The 23248-nt window shown below is 63.3% G+C and carries 15 protein-coding genes and 1 pseudogene; 5 read left to right on the top strand and 11 right to left on the bottom strand.

The features are described 5' to 3' along the window. Positions 1-80: 80 nt before the first annotated feature. Genes ACT01B_RS09675 through ACT01B_RS09660 form a run of 4 tightly spaced genes read right to left on the bottom strand, consistent with a single transcriptional unit; the run spans position 81 to position 5774 of the window. The gene (locus ACT01B_RS09675) at positions 81-3158 is read right to left on the bottom strand and encodes an error-prone DNA polymerase (protein ID WP_445147140.1); all 3078 of its coding nucleotides are present in this window, start codon (positions 3156-3158) and stop codon (positions 81-83) included. Next, positions 3155-4564 carry a Y-family DNA polymerase gene (locus tag ACT01B_RS09670; protein WP_445147139.1) on the bottom strand — a complete coding sequence of 470 codons (1410 nt, stop codon included), beginning with the start codon at positions 4562-4564 and terminating at the stop codon, positions 3155-3157. The genes ACT01B_RS09675 and ACT01B_RS09670 overlap by 4 nt, the downstream gene beginning before the upstream one ends. A gap of 12 nt (positions 4565-4576) precedes the next feature. Further along, on the bottom strand, positions 4577-5200 hold the full coding sequence (gene imuA / locus ACT01B_RS09665; RefSeq protein ID WP_445147138.1) for a translesion DNA synthesis-associated protein ImuA: 624 nt from the start codon (positions 5198-5200) through the stop codon (positions 4577-4579). Positions 5201-5204: 4 nt separating this feature from the next. Beyond that, complete coding sequence (locus ACT01B_RS09660) at positions 5205-5774, bottom strand: LexA family protein (protein WP_445147137.1); 570 nt, start codon at positions 5772-5774, stop codon at positions 5205-5207. 195 nt (positions 5775-5969) lie between these two features. Between ACT01B_RS09660 and ACT01B_RS09655 the strand changes: the two genes are divergently transcribed. From ACT01B_RS09655 to ACT01B_RS09645, 3 genes are read left to right on the top strand one after another with little or no spacing between them, the layout of a single operon-like run. Beyond that, complete coding sequence (locus ACT01B_RS09655; protein WP_445147136.1) at positions 5970-6245, top strand: hypothetical protein; 276 nt, start codon at positions 5970-5972, stop codon at positions 6243-6245. Continuing rightward, a complete protein-coding gene (locus ACT01B_RS09650; protein ID WP_445147135.1) occupies positions 6242-6499 on the top strand; it encodes a hypothetical protein in 258 nt (85 codons plus the stop codon). Before ACT01B_RS09655 ends, ACT01B_RS09650 begins: the two co-directional genes overlap by 4 nt. A gap of 14 nt (positions 6500-6513) precedes the next feature. Next, on the top strand, positions 6514-8073 hold the full coding sequence (locus ACT01B_RS09645; protein WP_445147134.1) for a PepSY-associated TM helix domain-containing protein: 1560 nt from the start codon (positions 6514-6516) through the stop codon (positions 8071-8073). 37 nt (positions 8074-8110) lie between these two features. Here ACT01B_RS09645 and lptG read toward each other — a convergent pair whose 3' ends face one another. From lptG to ACT01B_RS09615, 6 genes and pseudogenes are all read right to left on the bottom strand, one after another. Beyond that, the gene (gene lptG, locus ACT01B_RS09640) at positions 8111-9307 is read right to left on the bottom strand and encodes an LPS export ABC transporter permease LptG (protein ID WP_445147133.1); all 1197 of its coding nucleotides are present in this window, start codon (positions 9305-9307) and stop codon (positions 8111-8113) included. Further along, positions 9220-10803, bottom strand: coding sequence for an ArnT family glycosyltransferase (locus ACT01B_RS09635; protein ID WP_445147132.1), 1584 nt, complete (start codon positions 10801-10803; stop codon positions 9220-9222). Before ACT01B_RS09635 ends, lptG begins: the two co-directional genes overlap by 88 nt. A gap of 399 nt (positions 10804-11202) precedes the next feature. Continuing rightward, on the bottom strand, positions 11203-11520 hold the full coding sequence (locus tag ACT01B_RS09630) for an antitoxin Xre/MbcA/ParS toxin-binding domain-containing protein (RefSeq protein ID WP_445147131.1): 318 nt from the start codon (positions 11518-11520) through the stop codon (positions 11203-11205). Positions 11521-11804: 284 nt separating this feature from the next. After that, positions 11805-12338 (bottom strand): hypothetical protein, encoded by a 534-nt coding sequence (locus ACT01B_RS09625; RefSeq protein ID WP_445147130.1) that lies wholly within the window; start codon positions 12336-12338, stop codon positions 11805-11807. A 35-nt stretch (positions 12339-12373) separates the two neighbouring features. Continuing rightward, positions 12374-13828 (bottom strand): esterase/lipase family protein, encoded by a 1455-nt coding sequence (locus tag ACT01B_RS09620; RefSeq protein WP_445147129.1) that lies wholly within the window; start codon positions 13826-13828, stop codon positions 12374-12376. 450 nt (positions 13829-14278) lie between these two features. Next, positions 14279-14377 (bottom strand): annotated as a pseudogene (locus tag ACT01B_RS09615) (IS5/IS1182 family transposase); the annotation flags it as partial. A gap of 137 nt (positions 14378-14514) precedes the next feature. Here ACT01B_RS09615 and ACT01B_RS09610 point away from each other — a divergent pair. Both ACT01B_RS09610 and ACT01B_RS09605 read left to right on the top strand, forming a co-directional pair. Continuing rightward, complete coding sequence (locus tag ACT01B_RS09610) at positions 14515-14895, top strand: hypothetical protein (RefSeq protein WP_445147128.1); 381 nt, start codon at positions 14515-14517, stop codon at positions 14893-14895. Between the two features lie 529 nt (positions 14896-15424). Further along, positions 15425-21445, top strand: coding sequence for an autotransporter outer membrane beta-barrel domain-containing protein (locus tag ACT01B_RS09605; RefSeq protein ID WP_445147127.1), 6021 nt, complete (start codon positions 15425-15427; stop codon positions 21443-21445). Between the two features lie 141 nt (positions 21446-21586). Here ACT01B_RS09605 and ACT01B_RS09600 read toward each other — a convergent pair whose 3' ends face one another. Next, a complete protein-coding gene (locus ACT01B_RS09600; protein ID WP_445147126.1) occupies positions 21587-23161 on the bottom strand; it encodes a phospholipase D family protein in 1575 nt (524 codons plus the stop codon). Positions 23162-23248: the final 87 nt, after the last annotated feature.

The following is a 23248-nucleotide window of genomic DNA, read 5'->3' as shown; positions in this document are numbered from 1 at the left end:
CATCGCGCCAGTGCGACATAGTGTCACCTGCCGACACTGAGCAAATAACCGACGCGCCCGCCGCCCCCCACATGGCCCTTTCAATGGAAGTCACGCGAGCGGCTATCGAGCGAGCCCAGCAATGAGCTGAAATCGATCAGCCGGTGCGCGATGAGATGACTGACACCATCCACATGCTCCCAGCGCCCCTCCACGCCCAGCAGGCTCGCCTCCAGGTAGATGCGCCGCTGCCGCTCGGCCACATGGCTCCAGACCACTACGTTGATCGGACCGAACTCGTCTTCCATGGTGATGAAGGTGACGCCACTGGCGGTCTGCGGCCGTTGCCGTTGCGTGACCAGGCCAGCCGCGCGCACATGACTGGCATGCGGCTGATGGCTTAGCGCCCGCCCGTCCAGGCAATGCAGTGCACGCAGTCGCGTGCGCAGCTGCCGCAAGGGATGTGGGCCCAGCGTCAGGCCCACGCGCGCATAGTCGGCCAGCGTATTTTCAGCCTGCGACGGCGGCGGCAGCGCGACAGCCTGCTCCTCCGGACTGGCGTGACCGAACAAGGGGAGTTGCGCCTCGATGCCGGCGATGGCCCAGCGTGCGCGATGACGATGACCCGCGAGGCCACGCAGCGCGTCCGCCTCGGCCAGCGCTTCCTGCTGCTGTCGATTCATGCCTGTGCGCGCGCACAGGTCAGCCACATCGTCAAACGGGCGACGTGTCCGTTCCGCAGCAAGCCGATCCGCCATGTCCTGGCGGCATCCTCGAATCTGGCGAAAGCCAAGTCGAATCGCGAAGCCGCCGACTGACGCCGTGTCGTCCTCCAGCATGTTGTCCCATGCGCTGTAGCGCACGTCGACGGGACGGACGTTGACGCTATGGCGCTGCGCGTCCTGCACCAGCTGGCTGGCCGAATAAAAGCCCATGGGTTGCGCGTTGAGCAAGGCGCACAAAAACTCCGCCCGATAATGGCATTTGAGCCAGCTGCTGGCGTAGACCAGCAAGGCGAAGCTGGCGGCGTGGCTTTCGGGGAAACCGTACGAGCCGAAGCCCTTGATCTGCTCGAACAGGCGCGCCGCGAACTCTTGGGTGAATCCGTTCTTGAGCATGCCGCGCATGAGCTTTTCGCGATGAATTTCCATATCGCCATTGCGCCGCCATGCCGCCATCGAGCGGCGCAGCTGGTCGGCCTCGCCGGGCGAGTATTCGGCCGTGACGATGGCGAGCTTCATCACCTGCTCCTGGAACAGCGGTACGCCGAGCGTGCGCTCGAATACGTCGCGCAAGGCCTCCGATGGATAAGTCACCGGCTCCTCGCCACGCTTGCGGCGCAGATACGGATGCACCATGTCGCCCTGGATCGGGCCGGGTCGCACGATCGCCACCTGGATCACCAAGTCGTAGAAATTCTCCGGCCGGTGTCGCGGCAGCATCGCCATCTGCGCGCGCGATTCGATCTGGAACACGCCGATGGTGTCGGCGTTGCGGATCATCTCGTAGGTCTTGGGGTCTTCCTTGGGCATGCTGGCCAGAGTCACTTCGCGGCCGTGATGCGTCTTCAACAGATCCAGGCATTTGCGGATGCAGGTCAGCATGCCCAGCGCCAGGCAATCGACCTTGAGCAAGCGCATCGTGTCCAGATCGTCCTTGTCCCACTGGATGATGGTGCGGTCCGGCATGGACGCGTTTTCCACCGGCACCAGATGCGACAACGGCTCATCGGAAATGACAAAGCCACCGACATGCTGGGACAGGTGGCGGGGAAAATCCCGCAGCTCAGCGGTAAGCGCCAATACACGTCGCAATACCGGACTATCCGGGTCGAAGCCGCGCTCACGCAGCCGGCCATCCAGCGGATCATCGCCATCCTGCCAGGCAAACACGCGGGACAGCAGGTCAATCTGATCCATGGGCAGACCAAGCGCGCGTGCCACGTCACGCACGGCGCTGCGGCCGCGATAGCAAATCACGGTGGCCGCCAGCGCGGCACGATCGCGACCGTATTTGTTATAGATGTACTGGATGACTTCTTCGCGCCGTTCGTGCTCGAAGTCGATATCGATATCCGGCGGCTCGTCGCGTTCGGCGGAAATGAAACGCTCGACCAGCAGGGTGGTGTACTCCGGGTCCACTGCCGTCACACCCAGGGCATAGCAGACGGCCGAGTTGGCGGCCGAACCACGCCCCTGGCAGAGAATGCCCACACTGCGGGCGTAGCTGACGATGTCCTGCACGGTGAGGAAATACGATTCGTATTTGAGCTGCTCGACCAGGGCCAGTTCATGCTCGATCTGCTTGCGCACCTTGGCCGGAGCGCCCTGTGGCCAGCGCCAGCGCACACCTTGCTCGGTCAGGTGCCGCAACCACGCGGTCGCCGTATACCCTTCGGGCACCAGTTCGGCCGGGTAGCGATACTTCAGGTCGGTCATGGCAAAACAGCAGCGCTCGGCAATACGCACGCTTTCTTCCATCAAGCGTGACGGATAGATGTCCGCCAATGCCTCGCGCGTGCGCAGATGCCGTTCGCCATTGGCAAATAGCAGGTCACCGGCCTCGGCCACCGTGCGGTGATGGCGCAGCGCGGTCATCACGTCCTGCAAGGTGCGCCGACGGCGCACATGCATATGCACGTCGCCGGTAGCCACCACCGGTATGCCTAGCGAGTCGGCCAGCGTCTCCAGCTGCGCCAAGCGACGCACATCGTCGGGACCGCGATGCAATTCGACCGCCAGCCACAATCGCTCATGAAACATCGAGCGTAGCCAAATGCCATGTTCGCAATCGGGTTGGCTGGCCGGCAGCCACAGCGCCAAGGTGCCGGGCAGTCCATCGGCCATATCCTGTCGCGTCAAGCGATAACTGCCCTTCTTCGCCGCGCGCCGCCCCCGGGTGATCAGCGCGCACAGCGCGGTATAGCCGGCAAGGTTCTCGCACAACAGGACCAGCTTGGGCCCATCGTCCAGCTGGAACTCAGCACCGACGATCAGCGCTACGCCGGTGTCGCGCGACGCTTCGAAGGCGCGCACGATGCCGGCGAGCGAACACTCGTCGGTGATGGCCAGCGCGCGATAGCCGCAATCCCTAGCCCGCTCGAACAACTCGCGCGCACTCGATGCGCCGCGCTGAAACGAGAAGTTCGACAGGCAATGCAGTTCAGCATAAGCGTTCATGCGAACCACCCATGCAGCATCCACCCGCCCTGCTCGCCCGGCGCACAGAACACCCAGGCGCACTGGCCTTGCGCGGTGCGCACCACGTAGTAGTCGCGGCGCAGGTCGCCGCCATCCCACCAGCCGGTTTCGATGCGCTCGGGACCGGCCAGGATGGTCGGTTGCGGACCACGCAACGGCCGCGGATGTTCCAGCAACCAGGTGGGTCGTGGCAGCGATGCCATAGGGGTGGCACCGACTCCTGCGATGGTGGTCTGCGCAAACTCGGGGCGCGGATCCACCGTGCGGCGAAGATGCTGGATAGACGCCTCGCCCAGGCGCGCGCGCAGGCGTTCACGCAACTGCTCCAGCGGCACCGCGTTGGTGGGGCGCGTATCGAACAGGTCGCGACCTGCCGGCACGAAAGGCGGCAGGTCGCGCGCCACCAGACGCATCGCGACCACCGGCTGCGACAGCTCCAGTCGCTCCATGCGGCCACGCGCGCACTCGAACAACAGCGTCGCATCGCGACCGGCGGACAGCATGCCCACCGTCACTCGCGTAGGCGCTCCGCTGCGGTGCTCCAGCTCAAGCTCGAAACGCTGCACACCACCATCGCGCCCGGCCAGGTAGGCCGACAGATCGCCGGTCAGGCGACGTAACGGAAATACCAGGGCTTCGACATGCTCGATCTCGTGCGTCCATTCCATGCGTTGCTCGAACGTATCGGGCGGTCGATAGTTTTCCATCGGCGAAGGCTCGTCGCCGCTAAGTCGATCGAGTTGTGCGACCAGGTCGCTACCGAAGCGCCGCTGCAAGCCGGCGCGTGGCAGCGCGAACAATTGCCCCAAGGTGCGGATGCCCATCGACGACAAGGCCTGCGCCACCTCGCCAGACAGGCGCGCACGCGCCATGGGAATGGGCGACAGCGCGTGCCGCAGCGTATCGGGTGTCATCACCGCCATGCCATCGTGAACACCCGTCAGCACATGTGCGGCATGCGGCGTGGGCGCGAGTGCGATGCGGTGGCGAAAACCCAGTTCCTTGAGATCATCACGCAGCAGCGATTCGAAGCGCGGCCACGGCCCGAACAGATTCAGGCTGCGACTCACCTCCAGCACCACGGCATGCGCCAGCAGGCCGACCTCGCCGCTATAGCGATAGGCCCAGGCCGCCAGCAGGCGATGCCAGCGCGCCTCGTCCTCGGGGTCGTACTCGACCATCGCGAATTGGCTTAGCAACGCTTGAGCTGCGGCAAGACGCTGCCCACGATATAGGCCGGCGGCGCGCGCGGAGCGATTGGCCGCGTGCACGACACGCGCTTGTGCCGGCCCGCTGACCAGCACCAGTGGCGCATCCGTAGGCGGCTGCCGCCGGAGGACACCATCCAGCGCCAGCTGCGGCAGCAAGACACAGGCCCATAGCATGTCGTGCCCTCCTCACGACCAGCCGGCAGCGAGCGGCAGCAGGCCGGTCGGTGGTTGGCCGCCACGACATTTGCGTATACGCACCTGCAACGAAGGCTCGCTTTCCAGTTCGAGTCGCAACGCAGCCGGTGATGCCTGCACCGCATGACGCTGATCGCGAAATACGAAGGCCAGCGCCTTGCCCGTATCGGCGGCTACCTGCAGGCGACGCAAGGCGCGATCGTCAGCGTGTACCGGCCACGCAAGCACCGCCGCACAACTGCCCGAGCGCAGGCATTGCTCGGCGGCCCACAGTACGTCGCGCTCTCCCGCCTGCACGATATCCACGCGTGCCATCACGACGCCGCGCGCTTCCCAGCCAGGTACATAGGGCAGATACGGCGGCGCAATCAGCATGACGCTGCGTGCCTCTCGTGTAAGTCGCGCCAAGGTAGGCAACACCAGTTGCAGTTCTCCCACGCCATCGACGGGTAGCAGGATTTCGGTCATCGCGTGTTCGGGCCAGCCACCGCTTGGCAGTGCCGCATCGAGAGCAGGCCAACCCGTTGGCTGGCTGCTGTCGAGCAATGGCGCCGCTCGCCCTCTCCAGACCTGGCGGGCGTGAAGCAATGAATCCAGTGCGACCACTTGGCCCATGACGTCAGCGCAATGTGCGCAGGCAACGGGTCACGACACCCCAGAGTTCGAGCGTCTCACCTTCCCGAAACACGATGGGTTTGAAGTGGGCGTTCTCCGGCAACAAGGCGACGTGACCATCCACCTTGCCCAGCCGCTTGATGGTCAGCTCGCCATTGACCACCGCCACCACGATGTCGCCCTGGCGCGGTGCGAGCGCGCGATCCACCAGCACTTCGTCGCGGTCAAAAATGCCCGCGCCAATCATCGACCAACCCGACACCCGGATGATGAAGGTGCTCGGCTCATGCCCAGGCAGGACCAGATGCTCGTTGAGATCGACCACCTCCTCGACGTCATCATCCACCACCGACGGCACACCTGCCGGCACGCGACTCAGGAAGGCGGTGAGCCCTACCGTCGTGGGTGTCAGCGACAGCGGTCGCGGCGCTTCCAGTGAAGCGGTTCCCCGGTACGCCTCCAGATAGGCCAGCACCGACGGCACCTGGCTTTCCGGCACGCGGACACGCTGGCTGGGCTCACCGGCAGGACGACCGGCGCCGGGGCGACTACCACCGTGATCGGGAGGAGACATGGGGGTAATCTTGAATAATGGACCGATAATCAAGATACCACCATCTGCATCTCACCGCCTGAGATACATCGCGTATGGTCGGCATTTTCCCGTCAAACTAGTCCTGGCAAGGTTGACACGGCGCCGCTTCGAAATAAGAATAATTCGCATTAAAGGCGATGCGCCGTCTTTCCGCTCCAACAAGGAATACCCTACGTGATAACCCTCAGCGCGCTGCTGCTGAATCTGGCAGGCGCCGCTCTCGTTTATCTGGCGAGCGCGCAGCAGAACCTGTTGAAAAATCCGCTGCGTGTCACGGCACGTCTGGCGGGCTGGGTGCTGATCATCGCGGGCACGATCTGCTGGCTGATCGTCGCGGGCACTGGCGCCGGCATTTCCGCGGCTTTGACCACCTTGATGCTGGCCTGGGTGATCCTGCCCTATCTCGCCTGGTGGCGCAGCCCCGACGCGACCGAGACCGACACGCCATGATGGCGCGCTGCCTTGCCGGCACCCTGCTAGGCCTCCCGCTTGCCGCGGCACTGATCGCGTTGCCATTGCGATTGCTGCCCCAGGGCGGCGCGGCGTTGCTTATCCCGGCCCTGATCCTGTTCTTTCCGCTATGGATCGCCTTGATGGCCGGTAGCTACATGTTCCGCAGCGGTGCCCGTGCCTGGATCGTGCTCGGCATCGCCAATGCGGCGGCCTTCCTCACGCTGTGGGCCACGCGCTCGGCGGGCTTCTAGCCACGGATGTCACGATGAAAGCCGCCACCCTTCGCACCTATCAGACGGTGCACACCTGGTCTGGCCTGCTGGCCGGCTTCGCGCTGTTCGTGGCGTTCTACGCCGGCGCACTGACCGTGTTCCACAACGACATCGCCGCCTGGCAGAACCCACCGTGGCGCAGCGCGGCAGACGCCGATGTACCGGTGCATACGCTGATCGATCGCCTTGTCGCGACCCAGCCGGCGGCGAAGAACGACTTCGGCATCGTGCTGCCCACCGATGCCTCGCATGCGGCCTATGCGTTCTGGCAGGACCAGAACGACGAGCGCTTTGCCACCGCCAGCCAGCTGCATGAACCACGCGCGGAAGCCGGCGAAAACGAACTCGCCGACTTCGTCTACGCCTTGCACGATTCACTCGGCCTGCCGGTGATCGGCCTGTACCTGATGGGGATCGTCAGCGTGCTGTACGGCCTGGCGCTGGTGTCGGGCGTCCTGATTCACCTGCCGCAACTGCTGGGCAACCTGTTCGCCCTGCGCGCGGGCCGCAATCTCAAGCGGCTATGGCAGGACGCGCACAACGCCATCGGCGTCATCAGCCTGCCGTTCCATATCATTTTCTCGATCACCGGCGCACTGTTCTGCCTGCTGGGCATCACCTTGGCCGCACTCAATACGGTCGCGTTCGACGGCAAGCTGTACAGCGCGTTTGCCCAGGCCACGCAGACCACGCCCGCGGTCATCGCCAGCGGCACGCCGGCCGCCATGCTGTCGCCCGAGGCGTTGATTGAACGCGCCCGTGCCACGGCAATGACCTTGGGAGTCACCACGTTCGAGCCCGATTACATGCACTTCGTGCATTACGGCGATCACAACGCCGTGGCCGAGGTGCGCGGGCTTTCGCAACACACACTGGGCACCTTCGGCACGATCGTGCTGTCCGCGCGCGACGGCCGCGTGCTGAGCACGTTTGCCGGTAATGCCTACAGCCTCAATGGCATCAGTTACGCCGCGCTCTATGGCCTGCACTTCGGCAGTTTCGGCGGACGCACCGTGCAGTGGCTGTATTTCATCCTTGGGCTGGCCGGCGCTTTCCTGTTCTATTCCGGCAACCTGTTATGGATCGAATCGCGTCGCAAACGGCGCCATCTCGATCAGCCGCAACGTACGCGAGTGATGGCGCGCGCCACCATCGGGGTCTTTCTCGGCACCTGCCTGGGCATTTCGGGCGCCTTCGCCGCGACATGGATGGCCGTCCGGCTTGGTGCCGATGCCGGCCTGCCGCAGCGCATCGCCTGTTATGGCCTGTTCCTTGCGGCGTGCGCGTACGCCGGCATCCGTCCCATCGCGAAGGCAACGGTGGAACTGCTCATCGCCACCGCCGCACTCACGCTCGTCGTGGCGGTCGCCGACCTGATCGGCAACGCCGGCGCATTCGCCCAGGCGTGGACACCGTTGACCCGGAGCGTGCTCGGCGTCGACCTTACCGGCATCGCCCTTGGCATCGTCTTTGCCGGCTTTGCGCGCGCAACGGCTCGACGCGCCCGTGCAGGTAATGCCCATAGTGTGTGGGCACGGTCAACCGCCTCCTGAGCAAGCGCGCCCCCTGTCAAGCCTTCGACGGGAGAACTCAAGCATGCCGCCGGAAATAAATCCACGCGAGCATCGCCGTCAGCGTCACCGGCAGCAAGTTCGCAGGCAACGGAGGCAACCCGTATAACACGCCGAAGGACACCACGACCTGTTGGCCGAAGTACCAGATGAGCGCCATTAGCAGGCCAAAAAAAATGCGCCTGCCGGTGCCGCCCGAACGGAATGTACCGAAGGCAAACGGCATCGCGCTCAACATAAGCACCAGCACGTTCAGGGGATAAACCACGCGCCCCCAAAACGGTGTTGCATAGGCGATGGAATTTTCGTGGTTGTGTTCGAGATAGCGGATGTTGCGCAATTGATCGCGCATCGACAGGTACTGCGGCACGATCATGGATTTTTCGAGTACGTTTGGATCGAGCTGCGATTGCCATTGATTGCTGGCGAGGGTGGTGCTGTGGACACCGCTGCCGTCGATGATGCTGCTGCGCACGTGGCCGAGTATCCAGCTATTGCCGATGTGCTGGGCGGTGTCGGCGTAATCGAACCGGCTCAGCTCACCGTCCGGCGTCAGGGTGAATACTTTGACGTTGACCAGTTGAACCCGCGCATGACCATCGTTGCTGAGCAGGACACTTCGCCTGGCATTGATGATGCGATCACCATCACGTGCCCAGATCCCGCTTTGGCCGACGTCCATGATTCCCGTCCGCAAGCGCATCTGGATCTCCTGATCCAGTTGGTCGCCCCATGGACCGAGGGTCTCGCCCATGATGACGACACCAACGATCAGCACCGCCACCACCCCTACCGCCGACACGGCGATGCGCACGCGGGACATGCCGGCGGCACGCAGAGCCGTCAGCTCACCTGTAGAGGCCAGCCCGCCTAGCCCAAGCAAGCCGCCAATGAGGACGGCGGAAGCATACGTCTCGTACATCCGGCGCGGGATGGTGACGAAAACATAGAATGCTGCATTGCTCACGGTGAAACCGTTCTGCCCGACAAAGCGAAGCTGACGCATGAACTGCAGGGCCGCATCCAACCCCACCAGCACGATCCACGCCACCAGCACCCAGCCAAGCACCGTTAGCCCCACCAGTAGATCGACACGTTTGATCCACAAGCGCTTCATTCGGTAGGTGCTCATGGCACCGGCGCCGCTTCCCGCTGCAGCAGCACCACGTTTTTCGTCAACAATGAACCGAGTTCCACCTGTTGGCGTTGCGGACACTGCGCCAGCACGGCTGGCATGACGGCGCGGTCTATGGAACCTTCCACGACCAGCAACAACGATGGATGTCGGTCGGACAGCCGGCAGATCTGCTGGGCCGAGCCCGTGATTCGCCATGCGATGTCATAGACTGGTTTGTCCAGATACAGGCGCATACCCCAGGGAGTATGTTCTACCGATGTCACCGTGTTGTCGGCGGCCGCAACGAACGCTATGGCCGAGTAATCCCTCTCGCCAACCGTGGACGCGAGCTGCCGGGCGAATACCCGGTCGTCCCTGAGAGGATGTGCATACAGCGCCACGCCGCCCTTTATCGCGAGCAGCAGCACAACCCACATGCCAAGCATCAAGCGCTGGCGCCACGAGACAAGATTGATCCGATCGCGCAAGGCCAGCGCGATCATCAACGCCATCGGCTGAAACAGCGGCAGTGCATACACCGGCAGCCTGGAGCGCGCGATGCACAAGACAAGTAACGGAAGTGCCAGCCACAATGCCAGAAAAAGCGCTGGCGACCCCTCGTGCCACCAGCAGCGCCAGTTTCGCGGTAAGAGTGCAGCCTTCAATTCGGGCCCGAGCATGGGCCACCAAGGTAACGTCCCAAACACGAATACCGGGCCGAAGGCCACCAGCCAGCCGTACCACTGCGGATTGCGACCGTGTTCCGAGGTGAACACCCGGTCGAACACCTCATATTTCAGGAAGTAATCCAGCAACTGTGGATAGCGCAGAATGACGATGGCGTACCAAGCAAACCCGACTACGACGAACAACGCCACCCCTAGCAACGGAAAGAAGCGACGCAACCCGCGCATACCATCGCGCCGGGCAATGAAAACGACAATGGCCAGCAGTGGCAGCAGGCCGGGCGGCCCCTTGGCCAGGAACGCCAGCCCGAAACCCAGCCACATCGCTAGCACAGGAAGACGTCGATCCTCCTCGGTGGTGCCGAATGCCGCCTGGACAAACCCCCACATCGCAAGCGCCACGCACAGCGCCAGCAGATCATCGGTGCTCACTACGTTGCCTGCGATGAACGGCGCCACCGTGCAACCGTAAACCAATCCCGGTAGCCAGGCTTTGCCTGGCAGCAGGCGCGCGCCCATCGCGCACAGTAGCAACGCGGTCAGCACGAAAGCCAGCGCGGACGGGGTGCGCACGGCCCACGTGTTGCGCCCCATCACACGGACAGCGGCCGCGATGGCCCAGAGCGTCAGCGGTGGCTTGGTGAAGTTTTCATGATCGGCGCTGTAGGCGGGTACCGAGTAATCGCCCGAGTCCACCATCTGCAAAGCATTGTCGACATACCGACCTTCGTCGGTATTCCATAATCCACGCGTGCCCTGGAACGAGAATCCCAGCGTCAGCAGCAACAGACTAAGCCAGACATAGACAAGCTTACCTCGGCATATCGACCATCCTCGAGGCCGACGACCGCTGGGTTCATCAACAATTGCTTTGGCACTGCCTTGAGTGTGCAACGCAGCGATGTTCATGCAGTGGCGCGCGCGGAGTCGATCTGCGCGGGGACGGCCTTGCGCAGCGCACGATCGACCATATTGGATGGTTGCACGCCAATGAAGGCTTCAGCCGCCCTGCGTTCCGCGTGCTGCATCCACCCTGTTTGCAAGGAATGGGGCCGTTCGAAGGACAATGCTCGCCCCGCCTCGAACATACAGGAATTGGGACTGCGAGCGTCAAGTGAAGGCGGCATAAGATGCATGCTTGCGAAATGGGCGTGGCCAGGATTCTAAGCCAAATCCGTGCCAGTTCCGCAACGCCTGTTCTCTCATGACAACGTGCGCCACCTGATGCCGTTTGTGCGCCTCACCCATAGCGTGTGGACACTACCGGCACCATCCTGGGCACCGGCGCGCCCCCTGCTCCGTCACGGGTCAATACGCCAGGCGCACCGCGTTCAAACGTGCGACGGCGGGCGCATCGCCCACCAGGGCGACTTCGTCCCATACCGTGTCCGCTTCGCCATCAGCCAGCAACTCGTAAGCCGTGCGCCCACCAAACGCATGCTGGTGCCGACACATCCAGCGCACGGCGCGATCCCGGTCGCGCAGGCTCTGCACCAGCATGGTGGCGAGCGAGGCATGCTGCTTTTCCAGCGCGCCGAAGGCACGCTCCATGACCTCATCCCGCAAGATGTTGATCTGAGCAAGCTCCGTGGCGACGTCCTGAAATCTGATGGTAACTTTGCGCATACGTTTGCTCCTTTATGCCCGCATCCACACGCCTCTCGTCCGTGTCATCGGCCGCTCCCGGCCTCCCCGATCGATCGGATCAGCGCGATGACCAAGCCTGCCCTCCCTGCGCCACCCGCCGTTCTGCCAAAAAACACGCTGCGTCCGGCGATGACGGCGATACCGCTCATGCGACTGGATCATGCTGAAGGTTATGCTGAATTCGCGTGAATTCTCTAGGCTGATCAGTTACGACTTTTGGTTAACTTGGTTGCGTTGTGGCAGCGCGTTACCTTGCTCCAGATTCAGCGCGACAGACTGGCCAGCAGTGTTTTGAGCTGGGACATGGACGCATGAATGGCAGCCACCGAAATGTCGCCATAGCCGAACATGAGTCCCTGCCTCGGCCGCCGACCGGCATAAAAACCTGAGATGCCACAAAGCCCGATCGACTCCTTCCGCGCCCTGGCGATCACCACATCCTCGCCTAGTCCCTTGCGCAGCATGGCCGCAAGGTGGATGCCAGCGACCGGCCCGATGGGTTCCAGCCAGGGCGACATCGCTCCCGCCAAGTGCCCGAGCAAGGCCTCTCGGCGCTCTGCGTAGTAACGGTGCACGCGCCGCACATGCTTGCCGAAATCGCCGTCGAGCATGAAACGCGCCAGCGCGGCCTGGGTCAGGCTGTCGCCGTGCCAGTCGTTGACCTGCTTGGCCTTGAGGAAGTCGGCGGCGAGCGCTTCGGGCGGTATCACGTAGCCCGTGCGCAACTCGGGAAAGATTGTCTTGGAGAAGCTGCCGACGTAGGCCACCTTGCCGCTGCATTCGTCCGATGCGCGCATCAGCCCTTTCGGGTGATGCCTTAGCCCGAGTCATGTCAGGGCTGACGAAGAATCTCCAGAATCTTCGTCAGCACCTTGTCATTGAGATACAGCTGATGTCCGTCCTTGACGATGGTGGTAGACGTGGCGCCGGGCAGAATCGCGCTGTCGAGCGGCACGAAACCATCGCCGGGCGGCCGCGCACCGGGGAGCTTGCCGGCGAACGTGTAATAGCGAACGCTCGCAACGGGCATGAGCGCCTGCGAGGCATGGCTCACCGGCTGCTCCGAGCGCAGCGTGCTGATACTGCTCAGGCCTTCCTTTTGATAGTCCGCCGCCAACACCACCGACTCATGGCTGCGATTGGCCTTGGTGACCCGGGTAAGCGAATCCAACTCGGGCGCGCTCACCCGGAGCAGATGCTGGGCAAGATGGCCAATGAACTGGTCGGCCACTGGACTACCTTTGTGCGGAGCCGCCAGGAAAATGGCCCGACCCACACCGGGATAGGCGGTGAAGTGGAAGATATCGTTCACCGTGACGATATCGGCAGGCTTGCCGCTAAGCGTGGTAACCGGTTCGTCGAACACCGCATTCCAGACCACCTCGCCGCTATTGGCAGTGAGCAGGCGCGATACCACGCCCCCCAGGCTGTGCCCGATCAGCACGATGTCCTGTCTCGCCGGCGATGTGCCCGACGGGTCCAGCATGCGCCACCCCATGTCGAGAAATTGCTGCACGCGAAGGCGATCGAGCAGTATCGGCGTGCTGGTCGGATACACCACGTGCCAGATCTGGTAGCGCGCATGCAACTCCGGTGAGCCAAAGATCATATTGGTCAGCCGGGCCCAGATCAGCGGACTGCGCCCCAGGCCATGCAGCATGATGATGGGCGTCTTGTTCGGATCGTAGTCCTCCAGCAAGTAGAGTCCTTCGTGAGCCGTCAGCTCGGTACCCCCGAGCAGATCCCACACGGCCAATCGATCAAGTCGCGATTTGTCGTACAACGCGACCAAGGGCGCCGTGACGTCACTGGCGAGCGCGATATGGCGATCAACCACCACGATATCCGGATGCAGTACGGGATCGCTCATGACCAGACGAGGCGAGCCGTCGCCGTCCTGCTCCACCCATGCCGTCAAGGGACGACTGACGCCTTCCTGCGGCAGCAGGCGGCAAACCGGGCGATCGGTACAACGCGGCTGGATGGCCACCAGCGAAATGCCCAGGCCCGGCGTCGCATAACGCGCGCCGAACACCGGAGGGATGAACACGGTATCCGCGCGGACCAGGGCCATCGTTCCCGACAGGTTGCTCGACATCCCACGGAATTCGACCACGAGCTTCGCCTCACCGACGCTCAGCGTTTCGGATGTCCATCGCAACGGCTGGTGGCTAAGCAGAAAGTCCACCAGCAGTCCGCTACAGCTGTTACTGATTGCCTCGGCCTCGCGTTGCCGGCCGGTATCGGCACTGCCCAGCACCAGATAAGCGGCCGAGGCGCAATGCATGGCGATCCGCGCGGACGACTCCGGGTTCGACTGATGCGGCAGCTCGCGCCATAGTCGTCTTGCGTCGAGCAAAGGGTCCGGCGTAGACGCCGCCGACGCCCCCCCTTGATGGGGCAGCGATCCGCACGAGGACATCAGTTGGCAGAGCACCCACAGCCCAAGTAGCTTCCACATACGCCCGTCGCGCATGATCAGCGCAGGCAAGCAACGAGATTCGTGCAGGCACGCCGCGAAGGTTGACTTGTCACAAGCATTGAGACGGCGCATGCGGCCCTCGTCACCAGAAGAAGCTGTACTTCGCACGCATCGACAGCCCTGCATGCACCCCAACCCGCCGTCAACTTACGCTTTTCGCGATCGGCATGCATCTGTCCTGATACGCGATCTGCGCACGCTATCGGTCGACGAACGCTCCGGCCTTCACGGGGTAGTGCGGCTCGATCAACGGGACCAGTTCACGACCCGCTCCATCTCAGCCGGGAACCGCTCGCAGCGTGTCGGCTTCTTTTTTTCTTCAAAACTCAACGACGCGAACGAGCGCTGCTTCATGAGGTCACGCCACCGGAAGGGAGGCGTCAAGCATGTCTTCGAAAGGCCAATGGCGTCTTTCAGACACGTCTGATTGTGCCGCACAAATCCGAGCGTAGACTCGATCGCGATAAATCAGGGTAAGCGAGGAGCCCTCCATGACTGCCGAAGGTATCTTTCAATTCGTCGCCCCTATCACGGCTGGCATCTGTCTCATTTTGGCCATGGGATGGATGTGGGCGCCAAAGCTGATCTTGAATATCTTCGGTATCGCCTATCCGGATTCAGCGATCATCGTGGCGCGCCGTGGTGCGGCCTTGTTCCTCGGAATCGGCGCCACATTCGCCATAGCCGGGAAATCTCATGACGAAACGCTGCGTCACGCACTCTGCGCAGGAATGGCCGTGTCTTGCACGCTGCTTGCCATTCTTGGCTTCTTAGAACGAAGTAGGAGAGCTGCAGGCGCCGGGATCTGGCTGGCCATCATGGTGGAAGCCGCCTTGGCCACAGCATTAGTCCTGGTTCTCTGCCTCAATTGACCGCCGCGATTACACCGAATAGATCGGAGATTCCTTTAGAGATGGCCTGAGCAAGTGTCTCGATTTGCGATAAAGAGATGGCCGATGCTCAGCGGCTTGGTGATCTAGCAGCGAGGCACAACTCGCCCAAGCACACATGTATGCCGGGCGGCGATGGCGAACCACACGCCGGCCGCCGATGGCTGGCGAACAAGTCGATAGCCATGGCTCGGTCGACCACGTGTTCGACGCCTTGTGGGATGAGCGGTGCTTTCGCGGGTCGCTCCATGAAAAACGGATTCATCGAGCGCTCGATGGCAGCTACCGACGAGGCGTGAAAGTATCCATGGCCCTGCCCTTCCACAAAGTCGTTCCGTCAAAGAGAAACAGGGGTTGTCACCGCGTGTCTACGCGTCTTATGCAAGAAGTGATGTTCATGATGTCCCAAAGAGCATCGAGCCCAGCCGCTGAAACTCCTCAGAAGCATGACTTCCGGGCCCATGGAGTGAAGTGCATATCGATACGAGTGGCAAAATGGCGCTTCGGACCCATGGCGCGCGCCGTCACCTTCGGGCTTTGCGTCACCGGACTGGCGCCCGCGCACGCCCAGACCACGGTAACGACCACCGTGAACGCCAACGGCGTGCCGATGGTGCTGAGCGACCCCGTTTCCTATTCGGTCACGACCTCGGCAACCGGTACGGCAGGCTACGGACTCTGGGCGCAGAATGCCGGCGGGCAGATCACCGCCGACACTCCGAACCTGAGCGTCCAATCCGCTAATTCACAGGCCGCCGTCGCCCAGGCCGGCGGCGTCATCACGCTGGGCGGAACGTCGACACCTGTCTTCAACCTGACGAGCACCAACGCCCTGAACGCCGTGTACTCGACGGGCGTCAACAGCCTGATCTCGCTGACCGGCGGCAGCGTCAATCTCAACGTCGCCAATGTCGCGGGAAACCCAACCGCTGCCGTGCTGGTGCGAGCCAGCGGCGGCCTCTCGCTTACCAATACGACCGTGACCACCACCTCGACACGCACCACCATCGGCACGGGTAGTGCGGTGGCAGGCCTTGAAGTCGATGACACGGGCAGTCATGCGAATCTGTCCAACGTCACGATCAATGACTCGATTACTGCCGCCGCCAGCCTCGATCAAGTCTATGCCTTGCTGGTCCAGAACGGCGGCTCGGTCACCGGCGACGGCGTCACCCTCAACGCCACGCGCAATAGCTCCAACCAGGGCAGTGCAGCGCTCGAAGCGATCGGTACCGGCGCCACCATCAACTTGTCGAACGTGGCCATCACAGGGACGGGTGCCTTTGTGGGCGGCGCCTATGCACTATCGGGGGCCTCGGTCAGCTTGAATGGCGGAACGCTGCAATCGGCATCGAGCATCTATAACTCCAACAACAGCTCGCAGCTGACCGCCACCAATATCCAGGCTACGGGTGCCCTCGCAGCGAGTGTCGCCAACTCCGCCACCCTGACTCTTACCGGGGGCAGCGTCACGATGACGGGAGCCAACGCCGGCGCGCAGGCGGTCTACGTGGCCGGCGGAGGGAAGGCCTATATGACCGGTACCGTCGTCAGCCTGCCCAATGCCCAATCGCCCAACAACACCACCGGGGTTTATGCCCTGTACGTCAGTGGCGCCAATTCGATCGCGACAGGGAACGGCGTGTCGTTGGTCACCGGCAATAACCGCGACAATCAAACCGGCGCGTACGCCACGAACGGTGGCGTGATCAGTTTGACCGCTGGCAGCAGCGTGTCCGTTCCCAGTGCAGGCAGCAGCGTTGGCTATATCTCCTCCGGCGCTTGGGCCACCGGCACGGGAAGCTCGGTATCGCTGACCAATTCCACCGTCTCGGTCGGCGGCACCGGCACGTACGGCGTCAAGGCTGACTCGACGGCCAAGGCGACACTGACGACGTCGGCCATAAGCACCTCGGGCAACAACGGCGCCGGCCTCTTCATCAGCGGCGCCGGCTCCAGCATGACCGTATCCGCCAACAGCAGCGTCGTCACGAGTGGCACGGGGGCGCCCGGCATCTTGCTGGCCAATAGCGGCGCGCTGACCGTGAACGGCTCCAGCGTAAACGTCAGCGGGGCATCGTCCAATGCGCTGCTGACCACGAGCGGTACCACTACGGCAAGCTTTAGCGACAGCGCGCTTGCCAGCACGCAGGCGGCCGCGCTCGCCATCAACATGGGCACCACCAACATCACCGCAATGAACACCATCATTCGCGGCAACGGCACGCTTCTGACCAATACCGGCACCAGCAGCAGCACGGTCAGCCTTGCAGCAAGCAACGGGTCCACGCTCACCGGAGCGGTGCAGACGACGACCGGCAACACGTCCCAGCTCAACTTGGCCAGCGGCTCGGCCTGGATCATGAGCGGCCCTTCCGCGCTGACCAGCTTCACGCTCGATGCCGGCATCCTGCGATACGGCGCCGCGACCACGCTCAGCGTGACGAACCCAATCGATGTCGTCGCGGGCGGGGGCACCATCGATACGGCCGGCTTCAGTCCCACGCTCGGCGTGCCCATCCAGGGCGTCGGCACGCTCACCAAGACCGGCGTCGGTACGCTGACGCTCACCGGTTTGGGTTCCAGTCTGGGCAGCGTGGATGTGAGCGGCGGCACGCTGTCCTTCCAGCAGGCCGGCGCTTTCACGACCACCGGCAATGTCACCACGCAGGCCGGCGCGACCACCGATGTCGGGCTGGCCAATGCAACCCTCAACATCGGCGGCGCGTTCACCCAGGCCAGCGGCGCCAACCTCAGCGTCACCGTAGGCGCCTCGCCGGACATCACCGCGGCCAGCGCGCATCTGGATGGCCAGCTCACCATCAACGGCTTTGCCGACGGCCCCACCCCAGTCACGGCCAGCGCCGCGACCAGCCATGCCTATACGGTCATCCACACTACCGGTGGCATCAGCGGCAGCTTCATCAACAATCCCCTGGCGCCCACCGGCCTGGACTACCTGCTGCACGACGGCTATGTCTCGGCCAATGGCCTGGATTACAACTTGGGCTTCCGGCTGGCCTGGACCCAGGGCGGCGCAGCCCAGGGCACCGGCACCTTCACGTTGGGAGCTGGGACCGCGTTCAATGTGGATATCGCCCTGGGTAACCAGACGGGTCCGTTCGCCAGTGGCTGGGACGGCCAAAGCTTGATCAAGAATGGCGATGGCTTGCTTGTGCTCTCGGGCGCCAATACCTATAGGGGTACGACGACCATCAATGCCGGCACATTGCAAACCGGCATCGCCAACACGTTTGCCGACAGCTCGAATGTCGTGGTTAATGGCGGCACGCTCGATTTGGATGGCCAAAACCAGCTCGCGAATCGTCTCGCCGGCAGCGGCGGCACGATCCTGCTCAACGGCGCCACGCTCACGGCCGACAACGCCACCATGGCCGACAACACGACGTTTGCCGGCGTCATCGGCGACGGTAGCACCGGCGGCGGAAGCCTGGTCAAGACCGGAACAGGCCAGCTGACACTGACCGGCTCCAGCATATTTGCCCAGCTCACCAGGATCAGCGCTGGCAGTCTGCAGATCGGCGATGGCGGCACCAGCGGCAGCGTGGTCAGCGACATCGCCAATCAGGGTGCATTGATCTTCAACCGCAGCGACGATGTCACCTATAGCGGCGTGTTGTCGGGGGCCGGCAGCCTGAGCAAACAAGGCGGCGGGATGCTGACCCTGGACGGCACCGGTTCTAGCCAAGGCAGCGTGACGGTGCAGCAAGGCACCTTGCAATACCTGCAAACAGGCGCCTTCAGCACCACGGGTGACTACACCACGCTCGCGGGCGCTACCACCAATATCGGCCAACTCGACTCCACCTTGCACATCGGCGGCGTGTTCACCCAGGTCGCGGGCTCGACGCTCGACGCCACCCTGGGGGCATCGCCGGACATCGCGGCACAAAGCGCGGTCCTGGGCGGCAGCCTGGTCATCAACGGCTTCAGTGACGATCCGGCACCGGTCAAGGCCAGCAATATCATCAACGGCCAGATCTATACGATGCTGCGCACCACGGGTGGCATTACGGGCAACTTCGTCAACAACCCGCTGCAGCCTTCGAGCCCGGACTACCTGTTGCACCAGGGGTTTATTTCCGCCAATGGTTTGGACTACAACCTGGGCTTCCGGCTGGCCTGGACCCAGGGCGGCGCGGCGCAAGGCACCGGCACCTTTACCGTGAATGCGAATACAGCCTTCAACGTCGACGTCCCCCTGAGCAACCAGAACGGTCCGTTCGCCAGCGGTTGGGACGGCCAAAGTCTGATCAAGAACGGCGATGGTTTGCTTGTACTGTCGGCCGCCAACACATATACCGGCTCGACCACGGTCAACGGCGGCACGCTGCAAACCGACATCGCCAATACCTTTGCCAACAGCTCGAGTATCGTCGTCAATAGCGGCACGCTCGACCTCAATGGCAACAACCAGCTCGCTCATGATCTCACCGGCGGCGGCGAGATCTTGCTCAACGGCGCCACCCTGACTGCCAACAACGCCACAACCGCGGACGACACCGTGTACGCCGGCGCGATCACGGATGGCACCGCTGCCGGTGGCGCGCTCGTCAAGACGGGTGCGGGCACCCTGACCCTGGGCGGCAGCACAACCTACACCGGCAGCACCAACATTGAGGGCGGCACACTGGCCTTGAGTGGGGTCGCCGATCTCTCCATGAGCGCATCGACGAGCCTGACCCAGAGCGGCGCCACACTATCGATCGGGGCAGTGAGTGGCGCGGGCGCGGGCGTGCAGAATCTATCCGGCGTCAGTGGCAGTCAGCTGCTCTTGGTCGGCAAGCAACTCACCGTCACCAATAGCGCAGATACCACCTTTGCCGGTGTTATCGATACCAGCAACGGTGGCCTGGTCAAGGCCGGCGCAGGTTCCCTGACCTTGTCCGGCCAGACTGGCTACACCGGGCAGACGCAAATCAATGGCGGTACCCTGGTGTTGGATGGCAGTGCGGGCGGCGCGCAACTCACCAGCGATGTCGTGGGACAAAGCGGCACGCGGTTGTCGCTGCTGCATGGCGCCACGCTCACCGGCACCATCGACCCGACCAACGTGAGCATCGATGCGGCCAGCACCTGGAACCTCACCGGCAACTCGACCGTCGACACCTTGACCCTGGCCGGCCAGGCGAACTTTGTGGCACCTGCCTCGGCCGCCGCCGTCGGGCGCACGCTCACCCTGACCAACTTGATCGGCCAAGGCGGCACCATCGGTCTGTACACCGTATTGGGTGACGATAGCTCCAAGACCGATCAGCTCATCCTCAACGGCGGTTCGGCCAGTGGCACCACCAGCCTGCTGGTGCACAACCACGGCGGTACCGGTGCGCAGACCACGATCGGTATCCCGCTGGTCGTGGCGACCAACGGCGCGACCACGACGACTGACGCCTTCAGGCTCAGCCCTCAGTCGAGCGGCTACAGCACGAGCACGCAGACCTTGGCGGTAGGTGCGTACGACTACAGCCTGGCGCGCGGCGGCCATAGCGGCGACGCCAACAGCTGGTATCTGACCACGCAATCCAGCACTCCGGAACAGCCGCTGGTGCGGCCGGAGGCCGGCGTGTACCTGGCCAACAACGAGTCGGCGCGGCTGATGTTCATGATGACCCTGCGCGATCGCGAGGGTTACGCTCAGCCCGACGGCAGTGTCGGCGGCACGGACGGGTCCGGGAGCTGGGGTCGCGTCGTGGGTGGTGCCAGGAATGGTCGAGCGGCAGAAAACGCCTTGTCGACCTCGGCCGACACCGCGCTCGTGCAGCTGGGGTCGGACCTGTGGCGCGGCAGCGTCGGCCAGGGCACCGTGTATGCCGGCGTGATGGGTAGTTGGGGCCATTTGTCGACTGAGGCGATCAGCCGGCAGACGACGATCGACGGTCTCCCGGGTGGCAGTGCCACTGGCTCCGTCGATGGTTACGCCGCGGGCGTCTATGGCACCTGGTATCAGAGGGACCGTGGTCTGGGGGGCGCCTACGTGGACACCTGGGGTCAGTACCAGTGGTCGACCAACAAGGTGAACGGCAGTGGCTTGCCGCAGGAGCGCTACGACGCCGATGGCTTCACCGCCTCGGTCGAGACGGGCTACGGCTTCCTGCTGCGTCAAAACAGCGCGACAAAGCTGTACCTGGAACCGCAGCTGCAAGTGGCCTACGTCGGCTACTCGGCGGACAACCATACCGAAGCAGGCGGCACGCAAGTGCGCTTCGGCCAGGCCAGCGGCGTGGTGGCACGCGTAGGCGCGCGCTTGTATGGAGACTATGCGCAGAACAAGCAGCATATGTTCCGGCCCTATCTGGAGGCGAACTACTGGTACAACCAGCGTGGCGGTCAGTTGAGCTTGAATAACGATCTGGTACCCGGCGGCGCACCACGCTCGTTTGGCGAGGTGAAGGTCGGCGCGATCGGGAGCCTGGGCAAGTATTGGTTGCTGAGTGGCGACATCGGCGTCCAGGCCGGTGAGCGTCACTACAACGCGGTGACCGCACGGTTAGGCCTTAAATACAGCTGGTAGGCCGATTCGCGCCCCTTGGCGCAAGCCTGCCCGGAGACTTCTGGTCATGGCTGCCGTTCCTCACCAGTGTCGAAAAGCGAACCGACGTCAGCTGACGAGTAAGGGTGGAGCCTCCGATCCCGCGGCAACGGCGAACAGGTTCTAAAGCAGGTGCTCGATCGGCAACAGGTCGCCCAATCCCACCTTGAAACGTCGCCACCAAGTCGTTTCTGGGGCGTGGTCATAGCGGATCAGTTGGCCATCGGGTTGCTGCGCCGCCCAGTAGACGCGGCCTGTCGACGAATCCAGCAGAACGCTATAACTGCGTGTCGGCTTGGTGGCGTCCGCGAAGATGGCGAGCAAGGCCTTGGCCAGCACAGGTGAATCGATGATCACGCCATCTTCCGTGTTGAGGTCGAAGGAGCGTGGGTCGAGGTTCATCGATCCGACGAACGCGTGCGAGTCATCCACCACGATCGCTTTGGCATGCAGGCTGTTGGATCCCGCACTGGAGCCAAAGAAATGACTGCCGCCATGGCCACTCCCGGCGTCCGGCTTCAGCTCATAAAGGCTCACGCCCATCTTCAACAAAGGCGGCCGGTACGAGGCATACGCGTTATAGACATCGCCCGCGTCGGTCGAGGCCAGCGAATTGGTCAGTACGTGGACCTCCACGCCGCGATCGCGCAAGGTCTGCAGATACGTGATACCTCGCTTGCCGGGCAGGAAATAAGGATTGATGAGGGTGAGCTGGTGCTGCGCCGAATCCGTCCAGGCCTTGATCGCCGGCACGATGTTCAGGCCTTCGTTGCCCGTCGTGGGGTTCGCCTTCTCGGGATCATCCGCCAGATAGCTGGTTGGCCCCCAGGCCCAGTCGGTGGCAGGTACTTCGCGCGTGAGGTCACCTGCACGGGTGACCAGGTTCTGCGCATAGTTGCTCTGGCTGAAAAGGCGTGCGTTGGCCTTTATGTCTTCCCGGATGTTCGCCGCTTCGGCAGGGTTCAACGCCTTGTGATGAAACGCGCCAACGGGAAACGACAGGGGGCTATTCCAATAGGCGTCGAAGGCGGTGCCGATCTGCGGGACGACCGGGCCGACCACCAGCACGTCGAGATCGCGGAAGTTGACGTTGCCGCTGGCGTCGAAATACTCGTCACCGATATTGCGGCCACCCACGATGGCCATCGAGCTGTCGGCGATAAACGCCTTGTTGTGCATGCGGCGATTGAGTCGGGAGAAATCGCCGGCGAACTGCTTGCCCATGCTCCATAGCGACGACTTGCGTTCGAGAAAGGGATTAAACAGGCGAATTTCGATGTGCGGGTGACCATCCAGTGCCCGCAACACTTTGTCGTTGCCAGCCACGTGCAGGTCGTCGAGCAATACTCGCACGCGTACGCCACGATCAGCCGCCGCTAGCAGATGGTCGGCCAGCAACTCACCCGTCGCGTCGCTGTGGAAGGCGTAGTACTGCAGATCGATCGAGTGTTCGGCGCGATCGGCCAGGGCAATGCGCGCCAACAGCGCTTCGCTGGCATCGCTGATCAGGCGCACCCCGGATTCGCTGTTGTGCTTCGCGGTGAGGCGCGTCGCGTAGGCAGCAAGCGGCGCATCGGCCGGCGCCGGCAGCATCTGGCTGGGAAGACGCGGATAGTCGGGACGCAGGTCGGAGCGCGTGCATGCGACGAGCGCGAACAGTCCCAGCCACGCAAGCTGACGCAGCGATTTCCAGCCCATGCCTTCCCCCTTTGGGTGACCGCCTCCCCTTGCAGGAGCGCACCCTGTGCGCGACAAACCGGCAGGACTGCCGGTTTGCACAGCGTA

The organism is Dyella sp. Tek66A03 (genome assembly GCF_052567735.1).
Note: the sequence above shows the minus strand (reverse complement) of the source record. Positions and strands in the feature narration are given on the sequence as shown.

Coding starts and splice junctions, on each gene's coding strand:
- ACT01B_RS09675 (WP_445147140.1), bottom strand. CDS start 3,158: ATGAACGCTTATGCTGAACTGCATTGCCTGTCGAACTTCTCGTTTCAG.
- ACT01B_RS09670 (WP_445147139.1), bottom strand. CDS start 4,564: ATGCTATGGGCCTGTGTCTTGCTGCCGCAGCTGGCGCTGGATGGTGTC.
- imuA (WP_445147138.1), bottom strand. CDS start 5,200: ATGGGCCAAGTGGTCGCACTGGATTCATTGCTTCACGCCCGCCAGGTC.
- ACT01B_RS09660 (WP_445147137.1), bottom strand. CDS start 5,774: ATGTCTCCTCCCGATCACGGTGGTAGTCGCCCCGGCGCCGGTCGTCCT.
- ACT01B_RS09650 (WP_445147135.1), top strand. CDS start 6,242: ATGATGGCGCGCTGCCTTGCCGGCACCCTGCTAGGCCTCCCGCTTGCC.
- ACT01B_RS09645 (WP_445147134.1), top strand. CDS start 6,514: ATGAAAGCCGCCACCCTTCGCACCTATCAGACGGTGCACACCTGGTCT.
- ACT01B_RS09635 (WP_445147132.1), bottom strand. CDS start 10,803: ATGAACATCGCTGCGTTGCACACTCAAGGCAGTGCCAAAGCAATTGTT.
- ACT01B_RS09630 (WP_445147131.1), bottom strand. CDS start 11,520: ATGCGCAAAGTTACCATCAGATTTCAGGACGTCGCCACGGAGCTTGCT.
- ACT01B_RS09625 (WP_445147130.1), bottom strand. CDS start 12,338: ATGCGCGCATCGGACGAATGCAGCGGCAAGGTGGCCTACGTCGGCAGC.
- ACT01B_RS09620 (WP_445147129.1), bottom strand. CDS start 13,828: ATGCATTGCGCCTCGGCCGCTTATCTGGTGCTGGGCAGTGCCGATACC.
- ACT01B_RS09610 (WP_445147128.1), top strand. CDS start 14,515: ATGACTGCCGAAGGTATCTTTCAATTCGTCGCCCCTATCACGGCTGGC.
- ACT01B_RS09605 (WP_445147127.1), top strand. CDS start 15,425: ATGGCGCGCGCCGTCACCTTCGGGCTTTGCGTCACCGGACTGGCGCCC.
- ACT01B_RS09600 (WP_445147126.1), bottom strand. CDS start 23,161: ATGGGCTGGAAATCGCTGCGTCAGCTTGCGTGGCTGGGACTGTTCGCG.